19 protein-coding genes and 1 pseudogene are annotated in these 17,121 nt (G+C 34.0%); 18 read left to right on the top strand and 2 right to left on the bottom strand.

Annotated elements, in window-relative coordinates; genetic code table 11:
- The first annotated feature begins 293 nt into the window (after positions 1 to 293).
- The 10 genes from ASU02_RS09055 to ASU02_RS09015 all read left to right on the top strand — a co-directional run bounded on the left by ASU02_RS09055 (position 294) and on the right by ASU02_RS09015 (position 7,388).
- Positions 294 to 635, top strand: coding sequence for a PadR family transcriptional regulator (locus tag ASU02_RS09055; protein ID WP_057763099.1), 342 nt, complete (start codon positions 294 to 296; stop codon positions 633 to 635).
- Complete coding sequence (locus ASU02_RS09050) at positions 628 to 1,110, top strand: hypothetical protein (RefSeq protein WP_057763098.1); 483 nt, start codon at positions 628 to 630, stop codon at positions 1,108 to 1,110. Before ASU02_RS09055 ends, ASU02_RS09050 begins: the two co-directional genes overlap by 8 nt.
- Positions 1,107 to 1,634 (top strand): permease, encoded by a 528-nt coding sequence (locus ASU02_RS09045; protein ID WP_057763097.1) that lies wholly within the window; start codon positions 1,107 to 1,109, stop codon positions 1,632 to 1,634. Before ASU02_RS09050 ends, ASU02_RS09045 begins: the two co-directional genes overlap by 4 nt.
- Positions 1,635 to 2,039: 405 nt before the next feature.
- The gene (locus tag ASU02_RS26235; protein WP_057763096.1) at positions 2,040 to 2,339 is read left to right on the top strand and encodes a hypothetical protein; all 300 of its coding nucleotides are present in this window, start codon (positions 2,040 to 2,042) and stop codon (positions 2,337 to 2,339) included.
- Between the two features lie 455 nt (positions 2,340 to 2,794).
- Complete coding sequence (locus ASU02_RS09035) at positions 2,795 to 3,463, top strand: DNA alkylation repair protein (RefSeq protein WP_057763095.1); 669 nt, start codon at positions 2,795 to 2,797, stop codon at positions 3,461 to 3,463.
- Positions 3,464 to 4,115: 652 nt separating this feature from the next.
- On the top strand, positions 4,116 to 4,283 hold the full coding sequence (locus ASU02_RS26230) for a hypothetical protein (protein ID WP_198317421.1): 168 nt from the start codon (positions 4,116 to 4,118) through the stop codon (positions 4,281 to 4,283).
- Between the two features lie 130 nt (positions 4,284 to 4,413).
- On the top strand, positions 4,414 to 4,848 hold the full coding sequence (locus ASU02_RS09030) for a DUF1801 domain-containing protein (RefSeq protein WP_057763094.1): 435 nt from the start codon (positions 4,414 to 4,416) through the stop codon (positions 4,846 to 4,848).
- 96 nt (positions 4,849 to 4,944) lie between these two features.
- Positions 4,945 to 5,367, top strand: a complete 423-nt coding sequence (locus tag ASU02_RS09025; RefSeq protein WP_057763145.1) for a VOC family protein — start codon at positions 4,945 to 4,947, stop codon at positions 5,365 to 5,367.
- Positions 5,368 to 5,791: 424 nt separating this feature from the next.
- Positions 5,792 to 6,319 (top strand): RNA polymerase sigma factor, encoded by a 528-nt coding sequence (locus tag ASU02_RS09020; RefSeq protein ID WP_057763093.1) that lies wholly within the window; start codon positions 5,792 to 5,794, stop codon positions 6,317 to 6,319.
- Entirely contained in the window at positions 6,303 to 7,388 is a 1,086-nt protein-coding gene (locus ASU02_RS09015) for a DUF4030 domain-containing protein (protein ID WP_057763092.1), read from the top strand. The genes ASU02_RS09020 and ASU02_RS09015 overlap by 17 nt, the downstream gene beginning before the upstream one ends.
- Before the next feature lie 62 nt (positions 7,389 to 7,450).
- On the opposite strand, the gene ASU02_RS09010 is transcribed toward ASU02_RS09015, so the two are convergent.
- Complete coding sequence (locus ASU02_RS09010; protein ID WP_057763091.1) at positions 7,451 to 8,032, bottom strand: sugar O-acetyltransferase; 582 nt, start codon at positions 8,030 to 8,032, stop codon at positions 7,451 to 7,453.
- A 129-nt stretch (positions 8,033 to 8,161) separates the two neighbouring features.
- Positions 8,162 to 9,202, bottom strand: coding sequence for an NAD(P)-dependent alcohol dehydrogenase (locus tag ASU02_RS09005; RefSeq protein WP_057763090.1), 1,041 nt, complete (start codon positions 9,200 to 9,202; stop codon positions 8,162 to 8,164).
- A 214-nt stretch (positions 9,203 to 9,416) separates the two neighbouring features.
- Between ASU02_RS09005 and ASU02_RS09000 the strand changes: the two genes are divergently transcribed.
- The 8 genes and pseudogenes from ASU02_RS09000 to ASU02_RS08960 all read left to right on the top strand — a co-directional run bounded on the left by ASU02_RS09000 (position 9,417) and on the right by ASU02_RS08960 (position 16,844).
- Entirely contained in the window at positions 9,417 to 9,821 is a 405-nt protein-coding gene (locus ASU02_RS09000; protein ID WP_408607262.1) for a MerR family transcriptional regulator, read from the top strand.
- A gap of 221 nt (positions 9,822 to 10,042) precedes the next feature.
- Positions 10,043 to 10,348: a hotdog domain-containing protein gene (locus ASU02_RS08995; RefSeq protein ID WP_232426212.1), complete on the top strand. Its 306-nt coding sequence runs from the start codon at positions 10,043 to 10,045 to the stop codon at positions 10,346 to 10,348.
- 441 nt (positions 10,349 to 10,789) lie between these two features.
- Positions 10,790 to 11,191: a hypothetical protein gene (locus ASU02_RS08990; protein WP_057763088.1), complete on the top strand. Its 402-nt coding sequence runs from the start codon at positions 10,790 to 10,792 to the stop codon at positions 11,189 to 11,191.
- 594 nt (positions 11,192 to 11,785) lie between these two features.
- On the top strand, positions 11,786 to 12,010 hold the full coding sequence (locus ASU02_RS08980; protein ID WP_057763086.1) for a hypothetical protein: 225 nt from the start codon (positions 11,786 to 11,788) through the stop codon (positions 12,008 to 12,010).
- 844 nt (positions 12,011 to 12,854) lie between these two features.
- A pseudogene (locus ASU02_RS08975) lies at positions 12,855 to 13,519 on the top strand (MOSC domain-containing protein).
- Between the two features lie 451 nt (positions 13,520 to 13,970).
- Positions 13,971 to 14,444: a hypothetical protein gene (locus ASU02_RS08970; protein WP_057763085.1), complete on the top strand. Its 474-nt coding sequence runs from the start codon at positions 13,971 to 13,973 to the stop codon at positions 14,442 to 14,444.
- A gap of 722 nt (positions 14,445 to 15,166) precedes the next feature.
- Positions 15,167 to 15,757 carry a TetR/AcrR family transcriptional regulator gene (locus ASU02_RS08965; RefSeq protein WP_057763084.1) on the top strand — a complete coding sequence of 197 codons (591 nt, stop codon included), beginning with the start codon at positions 15,167 to 15,169 and terminating at the stop codon, positions 15,755 to 15,757.
- Positions 15,750 to 16,844: a DUF418 domain-containing protein gene (locus tag ASU02_RS08960; RefSeq protein WP_057763083.1), complete on the top strand. Its 1,095-nt coding sequence runs from the start codon at positions 15,750 to 15,752 to the stop codon at positions 16,842 to 16,844. The genes ASU02_RS08965 and ASU02_RS08960 overlap by 8 nt, the downstream gene beginning before the upstream one ends.
- Positions 16,845 to 17,121 lie beyond the last annotated feature (277 nt).

The following is a 17,121-nucleotide window of genomic DNA, read 5'->3' as shown; positions in this document are numbered from 1 at the left end:
ATGAAATACCATTTAAGAATTGTCACTTGGAATGGAAAAGAGCAGATGACTAATAATGAGTCAGCCAGCTTTTCACAACAGATAATGACATCACATGATTATGTTACGATGAATACAGCCAAAAAAGAGACTGCATATATTTTCCTCTAGTTTAAAGATAATCCTCAACATTATTTCTTTTTGTTAAATACAAAGAAAAATATTGACACATTACTGTTAATGACAGTAAACTGTCAACAACAGTAATATTTTATCTGAAATTTCACTAAAAAAATTAAAGGGGTGTATTTTTTATGAAACATACAGGGAGACATACAGGAGCATTTCTTTTGCTGTTTTTAACAGAGGGAGATAATTATGGGGGGAAACTTCTACAAAAATGTGAGGAGGAGCTTCCCATCAACCCAATTGATAGCGCCATATTATATCGCACACTAAAAAAATTAGAGGAAGAAGGAGCTGTTAAATCATATGTGGATACATCTGGTAGAGACAAACCGATAAGGATGTACAAAATCACTGCAATTGGTAAAAAGAAATTAGAAGAATTTCACATAGACATTGAAGAAAAAATGAAAAACTTAACATTTTTCCAAGAAAAATATAAGGAACGGAAGGATCAAAATAATGATTAGTGGAATGGTTCTCTATACGATAGCCTCTATATATTTGGGAATTTCCTTCATAAAAGACAAACACAAAACCAAAACGGCATTATTAAAATCATGGGACATGTTTCAAAAGGTTTTACCAGATTTATTAGCGATAATGCTATTTATTGGGCTAGCATTATCTTTATTGACACCGTCCCTTATTTCTTCAATTATTGGCGAAAATTCTGGCTTCTTAGGTATCATCTACTCTACAATTATTGGTTCAATTGCTTTAATTCCAAGCTTTATAGTCTTTCCTCTCGGACAAACATTAGTTCAAAATGGAGCTGCCCTTCCACAAGTAGCCGTATTAATGTCGACATTGATGTCTGTAGGCCTTGTTACTTTAAATATGGAACAAAAGATATTTGGAAAAAGTTTTGCTTACGCTCGAAATATTTCTTCCATAATAATGTCTCTTCTATTTGCATTGATTATTTGGGTGGTGATGACATGATGAAGCTAAAAAGATATCGTTTCTTTTTCATTTTATTATTAGGATTACTTCTTATTGCATTTATGAATCAAGCTATTGCTATAAAAACCGTTCAGTTAACTGGTAAAAGTATTTTGGATATGTTATTTCTGCTACCTCCTATATTTATACTAGTCGGATTATTGGATCAATGGGTAACCAAAGAAACACTTATTCGTTATATGGGTGAAAAATCAGGTATATATGGAGTCTTCTTCACTTTATTATTAGCAACGATAGCAGCAGGTCCTCTTTATATAGCCTTTCCAATAGCAATTTTATTATTGAAAAAAGGAGCAAGCGTACGCTATATAGTATTTTTCTTAGGTGCTTGGTCGACAGTGAAATTGCCAGTTCTGTTGTATGAATTCACATCTTTTGGTCTTAAATTCACACTTATTCATATTTGTTTTGCTCTCGCGTTTTACTATTTAACAGGAATTATTTTTGAAAAAATGTATAGTCAGCAAAAATTGCTAAACGATAATGCAACCATGGAAATATAGATTTAAGTCATTAAAACTTTTAACCCCTCAATTTCTAACAGCGGTTTCTAACAAAGTCAGAGGTAGGAAATTATTTAGGTATAGGTCCAGAGGAAGTTCAAAAGTTAACAGAAATACCCGAAGGCGAAAACAGTGCAATAAATATGATGATTATTTGGTGACTTTGTAAAAATGTACTTAAGCTAACGGTGCAGATTAGTTGAAGAAGCATGGTTTGTTTAATTCAGATGAGAGAGGAGTGGATAATGAGGGTCCTTAACTAATGTTATGTTCGTTGTTTTATCATCTGGCTTTGAAATATCGTCTGATTCTCTATAGGAAAGAACGATAATTTATATAAAAGTTTGATAAAATGTTGTTAATAAATTGAGATTGTGAACTATAAATGATCGGGGTGGAGATTAAATGAATAACCATACTTATAATATTGTCGTGCATGTTGTCAATTTAATCCTATTGGGAGCTATCGGTTTTCTCGCGTTTTTCTCTGTGGTAAATATTAGCCCAGCCCAAGACCCCATTTCTGACATATTTAAATTCGGTCTTATTGGTTTTCTGCTCGTCATGTGGGCAGTTAATTACTGGATCCAATACAAGAAGCAAAAATGGATTCTACCAATAGCAGGAACCATCTTATACTCACCATCGCTTTGTTTGTCATGTGGGGTGTTATGCCATTTCTACGCGACATTGTTTATTAAATAGGCTCTTTTCGCAACCTTTACTGCTTTTAACATAATTGGGTAGAAGTTGATTTACGCTCCAGGATGCTCGCTTTCCGCGGGGTGGGCGTTGAGCCTCATCGTCACTAACGCTCCTGTGGGGTCTCACCTGTTCCGCTCCTCCCGCAGGAGTCTCGCACCTTCCGCTCCAATCAACTAGTCTTTTTGGTAATCGGAAAATCTCTTTAAAAACAACAATCTTTTAGAAAACAGCCATTAAATAAAACCGCAGCCATGCCGAATAACAATTAAACAGATTTTTCACGTTTGGTAGGCTGGCTAATAGAAGCTCTGTTCTTCTTGCATTAACGGGGGTTTCTTTAAAAAGGTATGCTTTTTTTCGAAACCAATTAAAAGGAAGTAAATGTTATTATTATATTAAAGATGGTTGCTTTTCTATTATAGATGGAGAAAGCTTTAATTAAGGAGTTGTATAAAATGAATGAAAATAAAGGTACAGAAATAAAACGCTCTTTAAAAGCAGAAAACATTCTATCTCAGATCAATAGTAAAACTAAGCTAGGCGACTTACGAAAAATTGCGAAGGAAATTAAAAAAGATCACGAACTAGCTATGGAACTATGGACAACCGAAGAGTATTTGCACAGACTATTAGCAATCTTAATTATGGACAAAAAACTTCTCTCACAAGATGTGCTAAATGAGCTTGATAAGGATATGCAGTCACACACTTTTAATGAGCGAAATAACTTAATGGATTGGTTAATGGCTAATCAGCTCACAAAAGACAAGAAGACAATTGCATTTATGGAGTCATGGGAACATAGTCCTTATGCTCTGCAAAGGCGAGCTTTCTGGTATTACCAAGCACGATTGAGGTGGACTGGACAAACACCGCCTGATAATACCGCAGACTTACTATCTGCAATAGAAGCTAATATTACGCAGGAAGAACCGGAAGTTCAATGGGCTATGAATTTCACAGTAGGCTGGATAGGCGTTTATGATGAAAAGTATCGTGCACGTTGTATTAAACTTGGTGAGAAAACGGGTCTTTACAAAGATGAAATAGTAGCAAAAGGATGTACTCCCAGCTATTTGCCAGAGTTCATTACGATTGAGGTTAACAAACGACATAATAATTAGGCTACCTTTGAAAAATTTATTAGGGTTTAATGCGAAATATTTAAAAAATTCAAAGCCTCAATATGAAAATTGTAATAGGCTTGGACCGAAAAATAAAGAAAACAATGTGTTATAGCAACTAGTTAGTGAAACATGCAAGGAAGATGTAAAGGATTAACCCACTATCTCTGATTGATCTGTAGGGCACTTATCTTTAGGAAGAACAACTTTCCAGCTGCACAGTACAACGATATTATTCTATAGAATCGATATTTAACAATCGGCGCATTAATTTAATAAGAAATTAATTTTAATAAGGCATAATATACAAATTAACGCTTTAAATAATCTTGGTTATATAAATGTCTAAACCCTTGACATATGGGGGACTGGGCATTTTTTTATTATATCCTAATTAACGTTAAGAAGGATTAACGCTCATTTTTGTTGAACTTTATTGAAGTAACAGTCAGGTTAGCAAACATTTCGAGTATCTTTATAATAAATTTAAATAAGTGCTACATAAATAAAAAACTTTAAAAATAATTTATAGTTTTACAAGTTGGGGCAACAACCACAAAAATAAGCCGAGGGCACGGATAATTTTACAAGCTCTAATGAAGTTTATAAAGCCTTACAAGTTTGGTGGGCTAGTTTTGTATGTCGATTTGCAATGGAAAGGTTTATTGATGAAACAGGTCAAACATTATATGTAAGTTTAACAAATTGGTTAATGGAAAAGGGAAAAACACCACAAAAGAGATTACATGTTAGTTTAATTTATAATGAGTGTGTATTGGCTAAGATTCAAGCCTCTTCATATATTGCAATCATCCAATAAGATATTTTTTTCATTATATACGAAGAGTTGGTTCTAAGATTTTGCAGGAAATGGGACTGGCGTTTTAGAATGTAATAATAATGAAAATAATGTAAATAAGTATTTACTTAGAGAATAGGAGAGCTCATATATGTATGAACCGAAGATGAAAGAAACCGACAATAGTGTATTTGAATTTATTGAAAGTGTGGAAAATGAGAAGAAGAAGGCAGATGCTTATCGGTTAGTAGAAATCTTTGAAGAGGTAACTGGTTACGACGCAAAAATGTGGGGTCCTAGTATTATAGGCTTTGGCAGCTATCACTATAAGTATGAATCAGGACATGAAGGAGATGCACCTTTAGTGGGTTTTTCACCAAGAAAGGCGAAAATTAGTCTTTATTTGGCCTATGAAAGTAAGGAAAGAGAAAAGTTATTAGAAAGCTTTGGTAAACACACAAAGAGTAAGGCATGTATTTATGTAAATAAATTAGCTGATATCGATACCAATGTTTTAAAGGAATTAATTATACATACAGTAGAAACATATCAGAAACTTTATCCGAACGACGATTGTGTAGAATGATTATAATTATCAGAATTTAAATGTGAATCATGATCTTGTTGGTTATAATAATATTTGGAGTACATAATCATGATAAAATCAGAGGAGTTGGAAAAAATGCAATTTATTCCTTATTTACAGTTGAACGGAAATGCAAGAGAAGCAATTAGATTTTACGAAAAAGTATTTCATGCAGAAAATTTAGGAGTTATTACATTTGGTGAAATGCCAACTACCCCAGATTTTCCTTTCCCTGAGGATGCAAAAGACCTTGTTTCACACGCTACGATAAGGGTTGGAGAGTCAGTAATTATGTTTTCAGATACATTCCCAGGTCAACCAGCTCAAGAAGGAAATTTGGTGACCATTTGTATCACGTTTGACAATGCAGACAAAGCTCGCCAAATTTTTGAAGCCTTACAGGATGGCGGACAAGTTGAAATGCCACTATCAGATATGGGTTTTAGTCCTGCTTACGGAGTGATTAAAGATAAATTCGGTGTAACCTTCCAAATTTACACTGAAGGACGTCAAGGTTAGTACATACGATAATAGTAGAAAAACGACTTTGTACGAATGACAAAGTCGTTTTTTAATAGTTCCTTTTTCTCGCAAATTGACTGCAAACAATTTATTGGTTTCCTATCGTTATCTATTCTAATTTACTCACTTTGCTTACGTCTTGTGTTAACAAGGGCTAGAGTTTGAATAAAATTTGTAAGTTAAATGCCCCGCAGGAGCGTGAGCAACGAGGAGGCTCACAGTCTACATCCGGGTCGCTGCCATTCTGGCGCGGAAATCAACATCTGGAAATTTATATAAAAACTACAATGTTTGCTAAAACATTTAATATTAAATTATCTATAACTCAGCTGTCATTGGACAGTTTTTTTGTTTAATAACACAACTTTTATTTTACTGATACGTCTAAGTATTGAACAACAAGAAAAGGCGGGGTGGAAATTTGCCGGAGTACAAAAAAGAAGAAATTGCAAAGTGGTATGATGAGCATAGTAAATCGATATTAAGCTTTATTTTACTGATGGTTAATGATTATCAACAGGCTGAGGATTTAACCCAGGATACTTTTGTCAAAGCGTACTTATATTATGATTCATTTAAAAATCATTCTAGTGAAAAAACATGGCTATTTAGCATCGCTCATAATGTAACAGTTGACTTTTTAAGAAAGCAGAAACCTAGCCTTTTCTTTAAAGAAATATTTCAATTCCAAAAAGACATTCATCCATTGCCTGAAGAAATTATTCAAATAAAGGAAGAGTCCTATGAGCTTTATAAAGCATTAGGAGAACTGAAAGATACATATAGGAAGGTAATTATTTTAAGAAAAATCAAAGGTTTTTCCATTGAGGATACAGCGAAGATATTAAGTTGGTCTGAGAGTAAAGTGAAATCGATGCTTTTCAGAGCAATTCCCGTACTAAAAAAACAATTGATAAAGGAGGGATATTGGGGTGAAAAAACGGTTTGAGGATATTGATTTAGATGATTCTTTAGAGAAGATGAATTCCGACCTGATGTGGAAAACAAAACAAAAACAGCATTTGAAAAAAAGAATACTAGATGATATTGAGGCATTGGGAGTTGATGAGAAGGGCAAAAACCAGATTCGCTCAACCCGTATAGGAAAAGGACGTATAATCCAAAGGGTAATCTATTCCGGAATGGCGTTAGTACTATTATTTAGTTTATTTATTGGTTCCGCCATTATTTCTCCTGCAATGGCAGAGGTAGCATCAAAAATCCCCTATTTGAATAAGATCTTTCATTCCGAGTCAATCAATCAGACGTTATGGAGGGAACTAGAGGAAAAAGGGTATCGTATTTCCGGACTTGGCGGGAATGCCAGACATATCTTCATATCGATAGAGGGTTCCGAAGCGTATTTTCATGATGTTCGTGATGAGGTAGAGGAAATTGCAGCTAATATTTTGAAAGCCAAGGAATTTGATGGGTATAAAATTGAAGTAGAAAGACAGATTGATCAAGTTCCAGAACCGATTTCAGCGCGTGATCAGGTAATATCCAATGCATTGGAAGAAAGTTATAACCATTTGCTTGAATTGAAATTTAATGTGCTTTCTCACGGGTACTCCTACCCTGCACCCAACTCAGACAAAGTGATTGTCCATATTGATATCCCTGATACCGAAAAGAGGATAGAAGACATAAAGGAAACAATCAATGAAAGTTTAAGGGCAAAAAAAATCGATTCATTCTCGATTAAGATAAATAAAATAGATCTTTCCCAAAGAGAAAAAGAAGCCAAATGGAACGAAATATTCCCTGTGATTATTGAAGGATTAACGGCAAAAAAAGAATACAAGGTAACTGGATTTGCTTATTCCTTTCATCCAGCACCTCTTCAAATCATTATTAAAACATCAATAAATTATACCGATAAAGATGCGGATGAAAAGGTTCGTATAATAGAAGATACCATCTATGAGTTTCTAAATTCTGAGGAAATTCAAAAAAAGATTGCTGGAGAGCCATATACTATTATTATTAGAGGCAAGGATAAAAAAAGAATAAATTAGAATACATTAGTTTTTATGCAAGGGCGCAATTCTTCAGCAAGAATTACGCTCTTTCTTACTAATTACTTTAAATCATTACTTATTTTTTTTACAGCTTTTGCTGGCACTCCTGCAACAATCGTGTTTTCTGGGACATCCTTAGTTACCACTGCTCCTGCAGCAACAACAGAGTTGTCACCAATTTTCACACCAGGCAGGATGGTCGCGTTGGATCCAATCCACACATTTTTGCCAATGACGACTGGTGAGGGATATGTAATGTTTCTTGTTTCCAAAGGCAACCCATGATTAAGTGTAGCAATGGTGACGTTCATACCGATCAGGGAACCATCTCCTATAGTTATTCCACCTCTATCTTGGAAGGAACAGCCTGTGTTAAAAAACACATTTTTTCCAATAGTGATATTTTTTCCAAAATCCGTATAAAATGGCGGAAAACACATAAATGATGGATCCACTTTATTACCGGTCAGTTCGCTGAAAATGTCTATTATCTCTTCTTTTGAATGATAGGTTGTATTCAACTCCATTGTTATTCTTTGAGCTTCATAACTGCATTGAGTTAATAGTCCATGCAATTCTTTATCCTCACCTGAAATGGGATTGCATTTCTTACAAAAATCGATAAACTCTTTCATGTTCATTTGAATAAATCCCCTATCTTTTTTGTTAGTATTTCCTAACTATCTTTCAAATAAAGCAATGATACAAAAAGTGCCCCAAAAGCTAGGCTTTTAAGACACCTTAAAATAATCATTAAAGACATTCACTAATCACATTGTGCTAGTGTCAATTACGAATCGATACTTTACATCGGAAGCTAATACTCGTTCATATGCTTCGTCAATTTGATCGGCAGAAATGACTTCAATTTTTGGAACAATGTTATGTTTAGCACAGAAATCCAGCATTTCCTGAGTTTCACGGATGCCACCAATCATTGAACCAGCAAATGAACGGCGATGGCCGATAAGAGACATCACATTTAGTGATAACGGCTCACCAGGAGCACCTACATTAACCAGTGTTCCGTCAAGCGTGAGCAGTGAAAAGTAAGCATCAATATCTATCCTTGCACTTACTGTATTTATAATTAAGTCAAAGCAACCAGAAAGTTCTTTGAATGTTTCTAGATTATTTGTTGCGTAGTAGTGATCTGCACCAAATTGCAGGCCATCTTTCATTTTATTTAATGTTTGTGATAACACGGTAACTTCTGCACCCATGGCATGTGCAATTTTAACAGCCATGTGTCCAAGGCCACCCATGCCAACAACAGCTACTTTCTTTCCTGGTCTGGCTCCCCAATGGTTTAATGGGGAATATGTCGTAATACCTGCACAAAGCAAAGGTGCAGCGACGTCAAGCTCAATGCTATCAGGAATATTGAGTACGAAATCTTCTTGTACGACAATGTGGGTAGAATAGCCTCCTTGAGTAGGTTCGCCGTATTTGTCAACACCAGCGTAGGTTTGGATATTTCCTTTGAGACAGTATTGTTCTTCTCCTTTACGGCAATTCGCACATTCGCCACAAGAATCGACCATACATCCTACTCCTACTCGGTCCCCTGTTTTGTACTTCGTAACCTGTGCGCCAACATCTGTGACAATACCTGCAATCTCATGTCCGGGTACAAGCGGATAATTCACTGGACCCCATTCGCCATGGGCAGTATGGATGTCAGAATGACAGATGCCTGCAAATTTAATTTCAATCAGAACATCATATGAATCGAGATCACGTCTTTTAATTTCAGCAGATCGAAACGGCTTGTCTGGACCGTCAACTGCACGTGCTTTAGCTATTACCATTTGTTTATCCCTCCAACAGCCTGATTTTATAAGAGAGTGGGCATCTAATTTCTCTTGCAAAACTAGAATAAGCCCTATAGTTAACTCTAGGTCAAGGGATAAGTTATAACACTTATCATAAAAGCTTAGCTTTGACATTTCATATTCAACATGGTAGATTCTTGCCAAAGCATAGAGTTAACTCGAAGTCTATATATAAAGGAGATAAATGAAGATGAGCTATTCGATTAGTGAAGTTGCAAAAAAGTTAAATCTTACAGTATACACTTTGCGTTACTATGATAAAGAGGGCCTCATGCCTTTTGTAGAGCGATCATCTAACGGCACACGATTATTTCAAGAATCCGATATAGAAGCTTTAAAAGTAATTGAATGTCTAAAATCTACAGGAATGCCTATTAAGGAAATTAAAAAATTTATTGATTGGTGCTCTGATGGGGATTCCACGCTGCAGCAAAGATATGATATGTTCTTGGAACGAAAAGCGGCTGTAGAAGCACTATTGGAAGAACTAAATGGGACAATGGAGCTTATCAACCATAAATGCAAATATTACAAAACCGCATTGGAGGCAGGAACGGAAGATATTCATAAAAATAATAAAATAGGAAATTTTTAATTACAGAAAAGAATCCTAAAAATTACTCGTTAACGGGAACCAATAGGCTCGATAGAATTAAAATTTAAAGGGGTAGATAATTGTGAAGAAGAAAATTGACGGGAATCAAATTTATGAAAACTACTATGAACAAATTTACGAGCAAGTTAAGAACGACCCGTATGCTCAGTCATTGGGCATAGTTAATAAAATTTGAGGCTGGATTTGTGAGGCTGCAATAGATGTTAAAAGCCATATGGGTAAATGCAAATGGAACTGTTCACGGGGCAGTTATCTATGCTTTACCCGATCATGCCTTTTCTGCTGCATGCAATGCATATGGAAAGACATCGCTAGGAGTAAATACGACTATCCAGTTTATGGAGTCTGCCAAACCTGGGGACAAGCTAGTAGCTCGTGCAATAGAGATAAATCGAAAATTTCGTACAGGATTCTATCGAGTTGAGGTTTTTCATGAGGATAATCTAATCGCTACCATGGAGGCAATGTCTTACCGTAAGAATCATTATTTCATTGAACTTGATTAATTGGAAAGAGCACAATTCAGCAGCAAGAACTGTGCTCTTTCTATATGTTTCGCACTAGATTGTGAAAATGATTTACAATCCCTTTAACAAGGCGAAGAGTTAAAATGAATCATGTTTATTTCACCTTGGTGTCTGTGTTTAAGATTTCTACTGTACTAATTCATCTAAATCCGGTTGCAATTTATTCCGCAGAACATACAGCATGATGGCGCCAACAAGGAACGCGACGGCTAGTTAAATAATCGTCATTAGTTTTATACAAAAATGGGGACAGATTACTGAATAACACCCTTTAACAAATATTGGATATTTATATTAATATTGTATGGAGATGTAAATAAGTATACTTATATTAACATATCATAATAGTTAATAAACAAACTCATGAAATTGCTGAGAAAAATAAATTGCATAAACGTCTTATAAAGAGGGAGGATGTGAATGAAAAAGGTTATTGGAGTTGCGATTTTATTAATCATTATTTTTTTTGTAATTATTTTTATGTTTACAAATGACTTTTCTAATATCGCTAAGATAGAATACCAGAAATATAATTATACTAATGGCAGTTTTGGCGAAGTAATCATAATTAATGAAAAGAATAGAATCAAGCAAATAACCAAGATATTAAACAAGGGGAAACACTATAAGATTGCATATAAGAAGGTTTATCACGAAACCTATAAATTAATTTTAATGTATGAAGATGGAACTACTGAAGTTATTAGGATTTGGAAAGACTTTGGTCCTGATGTTGACATGTTCGAAAGTGATACAAGGTTTGGTGTATATAAAATTAAAAACAAGAAATCAAGGGAAAAATTAAGTGAGATTTTAAACTGAACAGTGTTTTAATAAAAGAAGAATTTTATGATCAAAAATATAAAGATCTATTCCGTTAAAGGGAGCTTTTGTTCAATAAAACGGAGCTTATAGGGTTGTACTACGATAGCAAGCAATGTTGCTTCAAACAGCGATTATTCGAAACGGTGTTCATTAACCGCAGCATATTTTTTTAGCAAATGTAAGGCATTGTAAATAATGCATAACCAAACTTCAATTCATCGATTGTCAGACGAGCAATTTTTGCATGTGGTTATGAATTATGGGGCAATACGCATGAAACAATTGAAAATTAAGAGTTGCTTGATTTATTCTTTCCGATAGTGCATGCTGATTTTACAATTATAAATGGTCGCAACGACCTAAGTGCTGGAATGTATGACATGTGCGAGCAGAGATATTATGCAGGTGGGGCAGCTACTTTTCATACGGTAGATGGTAGACACTTTTTTATTACAGAGAATTATAGACCTGTTGCGAATACTATCAAGCAAACATTGATAATATCGGATAAAATTCCAGAAAGGCAATGATAGATTGTTTTATTGGGAACTAATCTTCATTTATCTTAATTGGAAAAGAGGTTATGAATTAATGAATAGCAATATTATTTGTGGAATAGTATTAATAGCGCTAAGTTTGTTTCTTAAGCCAATATTGGCAATTGTGGGGCTGAATGAAAGGTTGTTCGGATTGCACTTGCAAGGTGAAACTGTGTTTTCATTGAGTCCATTCTTCGTTCGGATTATTCTAGTAGTAATAGGGATAATCATGCTTATCATCGGCGCTATGCAAGTTGCAAAGCAGAAGAATAAATAGTTGAAAGGATTGAAAGCACAGCAATTGATCTTGCTGTAACATTGAACATTTATAACCAAGGTATTGAAGATCGCAAAATAATATAATCCCCAAAAGGGGTTTTTTTAATGTTCGCAGAACAAAAGGAGTCAGTAAGGATCCTTTTGTTTGTGATTTTCACGTTTGACGAAATGTGACACATCTCGAAAGAAGGCAGTCTGCATATGGGTGAATCGAATATGTATAAAATGAAGTTTTGTTAACAAAATTAAAAGATACTTTATTAGCAAATCAAGTTGATAACATAAAGGTAATTTATGTTAAGATACGTATAATAATGTCAAACTAACAAATGTTGGGGGTTCAGCCTTATGTACTGTAGTTCTATTTACCTATGTATCTATTGCTTTCCTTACTAAGTATTTAGGGTTAGTTTAACAAAGAAAGATATGTTTCTCCATTGGTATCTTGTAAATTAAGGTATAGTAACGCAAGTAATCAGGGGATTTGCAGGAATGGGTAAGTAGGAAAGGTGCAATTATACTTGCGAATAAGCCTTATAATATTAGTTTCATTATTAATTATAGATTCAAATGTGAAAAGGAACATTTGATTGATTAGTAATGTTCCTCTTAATCAACGGGTGCGGAAGTATAACAAGACTTGTATTTATAATCTCCAACAAATAGCCGCGTTTAATTAGCAACTCGTCTTTTGGTAAGTGTTAGATAATGGAACTACACCTTTAACGAAAACTTGATGTTTTAAGTTAAAGTATAGATGATATTATGAACGGCTGTATAAACTAATTGTGCAAGTTAATAAAATCAGCTGCAACTAATAGTAGAAGGTAGGTACATACATAATGGAAAATAGTAAAATCATTGAACTGAAAAATTTTTCAATAGGCTTACCCCAAAAAATGAAGTATGGGAATGATAAAGAAATAGATACCGGAATATGTAAACAAACAATTGAAGAAGCATTCTTAACAAAAGATGGATTTCATGGAGATGGAGTTGCGGACTTACGGTATCACGGAGGTCCCGACCGTGCTGTATGTGTATATCCGAACATTATTTACTTTGGGAGAAAGAATTCAAGAATTCTTTACCATCTTCCACTTTTGGTGAGAATTTAACTCTAACAAATATGTTGGAAAAAGATATTTGTATTGGGGACATTTTTCGTCTTGGAGATGCTGTTATACAAATAACTCAAGGAAGAATTCCATGCAGCACGATTACGAAGAGAACTAACAATCCTTCTCTTCTAAAAAGGATGGTGCAAACTGGTTATACAGGATATTTGTGTAGAGTTTTAGAAGATGGAATTGTTCGAAAAGATTCCGTAATTACATTATTAGAGTCACACCCAAAACAAGTGTCTATTCTATATGGAAATGAGATATACTTTCATAGGACAAAGGATATTGAAGGAATAAAAAGAGTGTTAGATGTTCACGAATTGGCTAACGAATGGCGAGAAACCCTTGTTAATCGATTAAACAAACTTACGACCCTTGTCTAAATTTCCTTCATTTATTTTAGTTGCTTTAACGCTCTATTATAATATAGAAGCTTAAATTTGGTGAATAAATGGCGAGTTTGTCCAGGAACGCGTCTCTTTTCGTGTATAGGGCCATCTAATGGAACAACACATCTAAACCAAGAGGGAAGTTTACGTTACTATCGGTGTGGGTTTGTGAAACAATGTACTGGAGCTAACGTGCTTTAGTGCAATTAGATAGAGGTCTTAATAACCTTAATATCGAAAATAATATATTTAACCTAAAATTAAAAGGAGAAATACTTTGGAAAAAATAAGGAATCAACAAAACAGAATATGTTAGAAATAAGATGGGCTAATGATATTTGGAGAGAAATTTGTCATTAAGAATCGATAACTATGTGGAAAGATTTACTAAATCTCTCTGAAAAATAAGTTGTTACCCCACAGATCGTATATGGAGATGAGATATATGGACGAAACATACTTTAATACAAAGGATATTGCTAAACGTAATGCCCTATTAAAGCAATTGATATTTGACTTGCCAGAGGACGGAAAGGACTTTTTTCTAAAAGCATACAAAAAAGAACGATATTTGGATATGCGGCTTACTGCCATTAGAGGATATGCTGCCTTTGCAAGCCAAGAAGAGGTTGCTGTTTTAATGAATAAAATGTTGGAAATCTTAAAAAAGCGTCCCGAGAGTACACCATATAATTATCAGGAATATGAAATCTTGCGGTCAGCTTTTTTGATGCCCTACCTGCTGGAAAAATATCCTTATGACTGTTTCAAAAAATTTAATGAACAATTAGAGAAACAGTACGATGCCATGCCTGAAGTTTTCAAAGGAATTTTTACCTGCAACGATAAAGGTGAACATATCCAACTAATCCCCCAAGCGGTAGTACGGAAACAGATTGAAGATTTCCTGCGTGGGTGAACAACGGAACTAATGAGTAGTGGGCCGAGCATGCATTATTAGCCAGCTAATACTTGATATCCATGATAATATCTAAATTTTCTATTTGTCTTTACTGATATTAATAGATGGGGAGAGTAGTAGGATGATACTATCTGAAGCCTGGAATTTATATAAAGCTGATAAACAGATCTAAGGATATTCAACTCAGACTTTAAGAGCCTAAAATTGTTAATCCGGAATTTCGGTGATCTATCTCTTGTTGAAATAACTACCGATTCATAAAAACTCTATCTTGGGAATAAAATCCTTGTTTAGGTGGGCACAAGACAAAAATGTATTGAATGGTAACCCAGTATTGAATTAGGAACTAAAATAAGATGTGCGGGCAAGGTTACTCGTCAAACTCTGGATCGTTTTCATTATTTTCCGAAACTGAAATTGATGAAAATATGCTTGATAAATTACCAGTATTCATAAACACAAATATAGAATCCCCATGCTTTTCTCAAGTCATTTTCATTGTTTAGAGCAGATTATTACAGGTAAAGCTCTAAGGGGAATCAATATGATGTAACTATTAATAATATGTATCCGGCTAGCTCATTTCCATCCGGTTTATTGTTCCATGGAATTCAAAAATCCGGAATATAAAAAGATTCCTAGAAATAAATGGTTTAATTTATCTATAACTCATGTTATCATTTATTTACCGACCGGTAAGTAAATAATGGGGTGATAATATGAGAAATAAGGAAGCAACATATGGTCTTATTGTAGAAACAGCTTATAAGATGTTCGCAGAAAATGGATTTGATAAAACGAGTTTAGCCATGATCGCTAAAGAAGTAGGGATTTCAAAGCCAGCTATTTATTATTACTTCGACTCGAAAGAAAAACTAATTGATTTTCTATTTGAAGAAATTTGCAAAGAAATAATAAAACAATATACATTAACTGTTGATGATTTGACAGTTAATAACTTTGAACAGTTTTTGCTTAACATTGGATTTCAAATGATCGAAGAACAGGAAAAGGATGTTTATTTTAATAAAATATTTAATGAGTACATTTTATTAGCAACGAGGAAAGAGAAATACATGAATCAATTAAATAAAATACAGAGGGGCTATTTTGAAAACTTTAGTAGGTTAATGAATCATGGTGTTAAAATTGGTGTTGTTAATGGAGAAAATGTAGAATCAAAATCGAATATGCTTGTAATGGTTATAGATAATATCGGTAATTTTATACTGACAGGGCTTGAATTAGATTACAAGGGGATATGGGAAGAAGCCGTGAAAAGTGTTCTTAAAGGGGTAAGAAATGGCTAAACACCAAATCACAATTGAGCGGATCGAGGGACTGGACTTTGCAAGAGCATTAGCATTATTTGGAATGTTCGTTGTTAACTATCAGGTAATAGTTGGAGCTGAGGGTAATGGATCAGGGTGGTTAATATGGTTTACAGAACTTTTTCAAGGCAGAGCATCTGCTGCTTTTGTTTTGCTGGCTGGAATTGGTATATCCTTAATGACGAGGAAAGCTAGAAATGGAGATTCAGATTTAATAAGGAAGAACAAGAAAAATATCTGGAAAAGATCTGCTTTTCTATTTTTATTAGGTATGGTTTTATATGCAGTAGGTTGGACTGGAGATATTCTACATTATTACGGTGTATATATGTTTATCGCTTCATTTTTAATTGCCGCTTCTAACAAAATTATTATAATCATTTGTTCCCTTTTTGGCCTAGTTGCACAAATTATGCAGGTTACAAGTAACTATTTAAATGGTTGGGATCTCGATAAGCCATTTATAGAATATACAGACTTTTGGACTATCGAAGGATTTTTAAGAAATTTATTGTTTAATGGATATCATCCTATATTTCCTTGGATCTGTTTCTTTTTAATTGGTATGATTATAGGCAGACTCGATTTGACAAATAAGATTATTATTAAAAAAATGGGAATATTCTCCTTGATGCTTTTAATAATTTCTGAATTCATCTCTAGAATCCTTCTCCAAACCTCTCTAAGATTATTAGATATAGAAAGTGCAACTTTTTTATTTCAGACAGGACCCATTCCTCCAAATCTATTCTATCTAATATCAAATGCTTGTTCAGCTGTACTTGTAATAACAATCTCCATTTATGTTACTAGGAATTTCTCTGGGAATTGGTTAATAAATGCCTTCGTTAAGACTGGTCAACTAACGTTAACTCATTATGTAAGTCACGTATTTGTTGGTATTGGGATATTGGTTTTATTAAAAAGATTGGTAAATCAAACACTTGGATTTTCACTGATATTTTCCATCTTGTTTTTTGCAGGGAGTATTTTATTTTCTATAATTTGGAGAAAGAAATTTAAAAGAGGTCCAATTGAATTGATTATGAGAAAGCTTGTAAATTAATGAATTTTTATTAAGTACTTTTTCAATCAGTCAATCAGGATATAAATACTACGAGGACATAGTAAATGGATAATTAGGTAAATAAATATAGTTAAACACTTAACAGATAGAAGGAGCTACAACAATCGGGCGCAATTCTTTAAGAAGAATTGTACTTTTTTCTGTAATTGGGCCAGATTGTAGAGTACACTTCAACATAAAGTATTTAAGATTATTGAACTTGTCTTGTCCGGGTTAAATTTAAAATGTGTTTTTTTCACTATATACATTAAGCAAT

The sequence above is a fragment of the Cytobacillus praedii genome (assembly GCF_001439605.1).
In the GTDB taxonomy this organism is placed as follows: domain Bacteria; phylum Bacillota; class Bacilli; order Bacillales; family Cytobacillaceae; genus Cytobacillus; species Cytobacillus praedii.
Note: the sequence above shows the minus strand (reverse complement) of the source record. Positions and strands in the feature narration are given on the sequence as shown.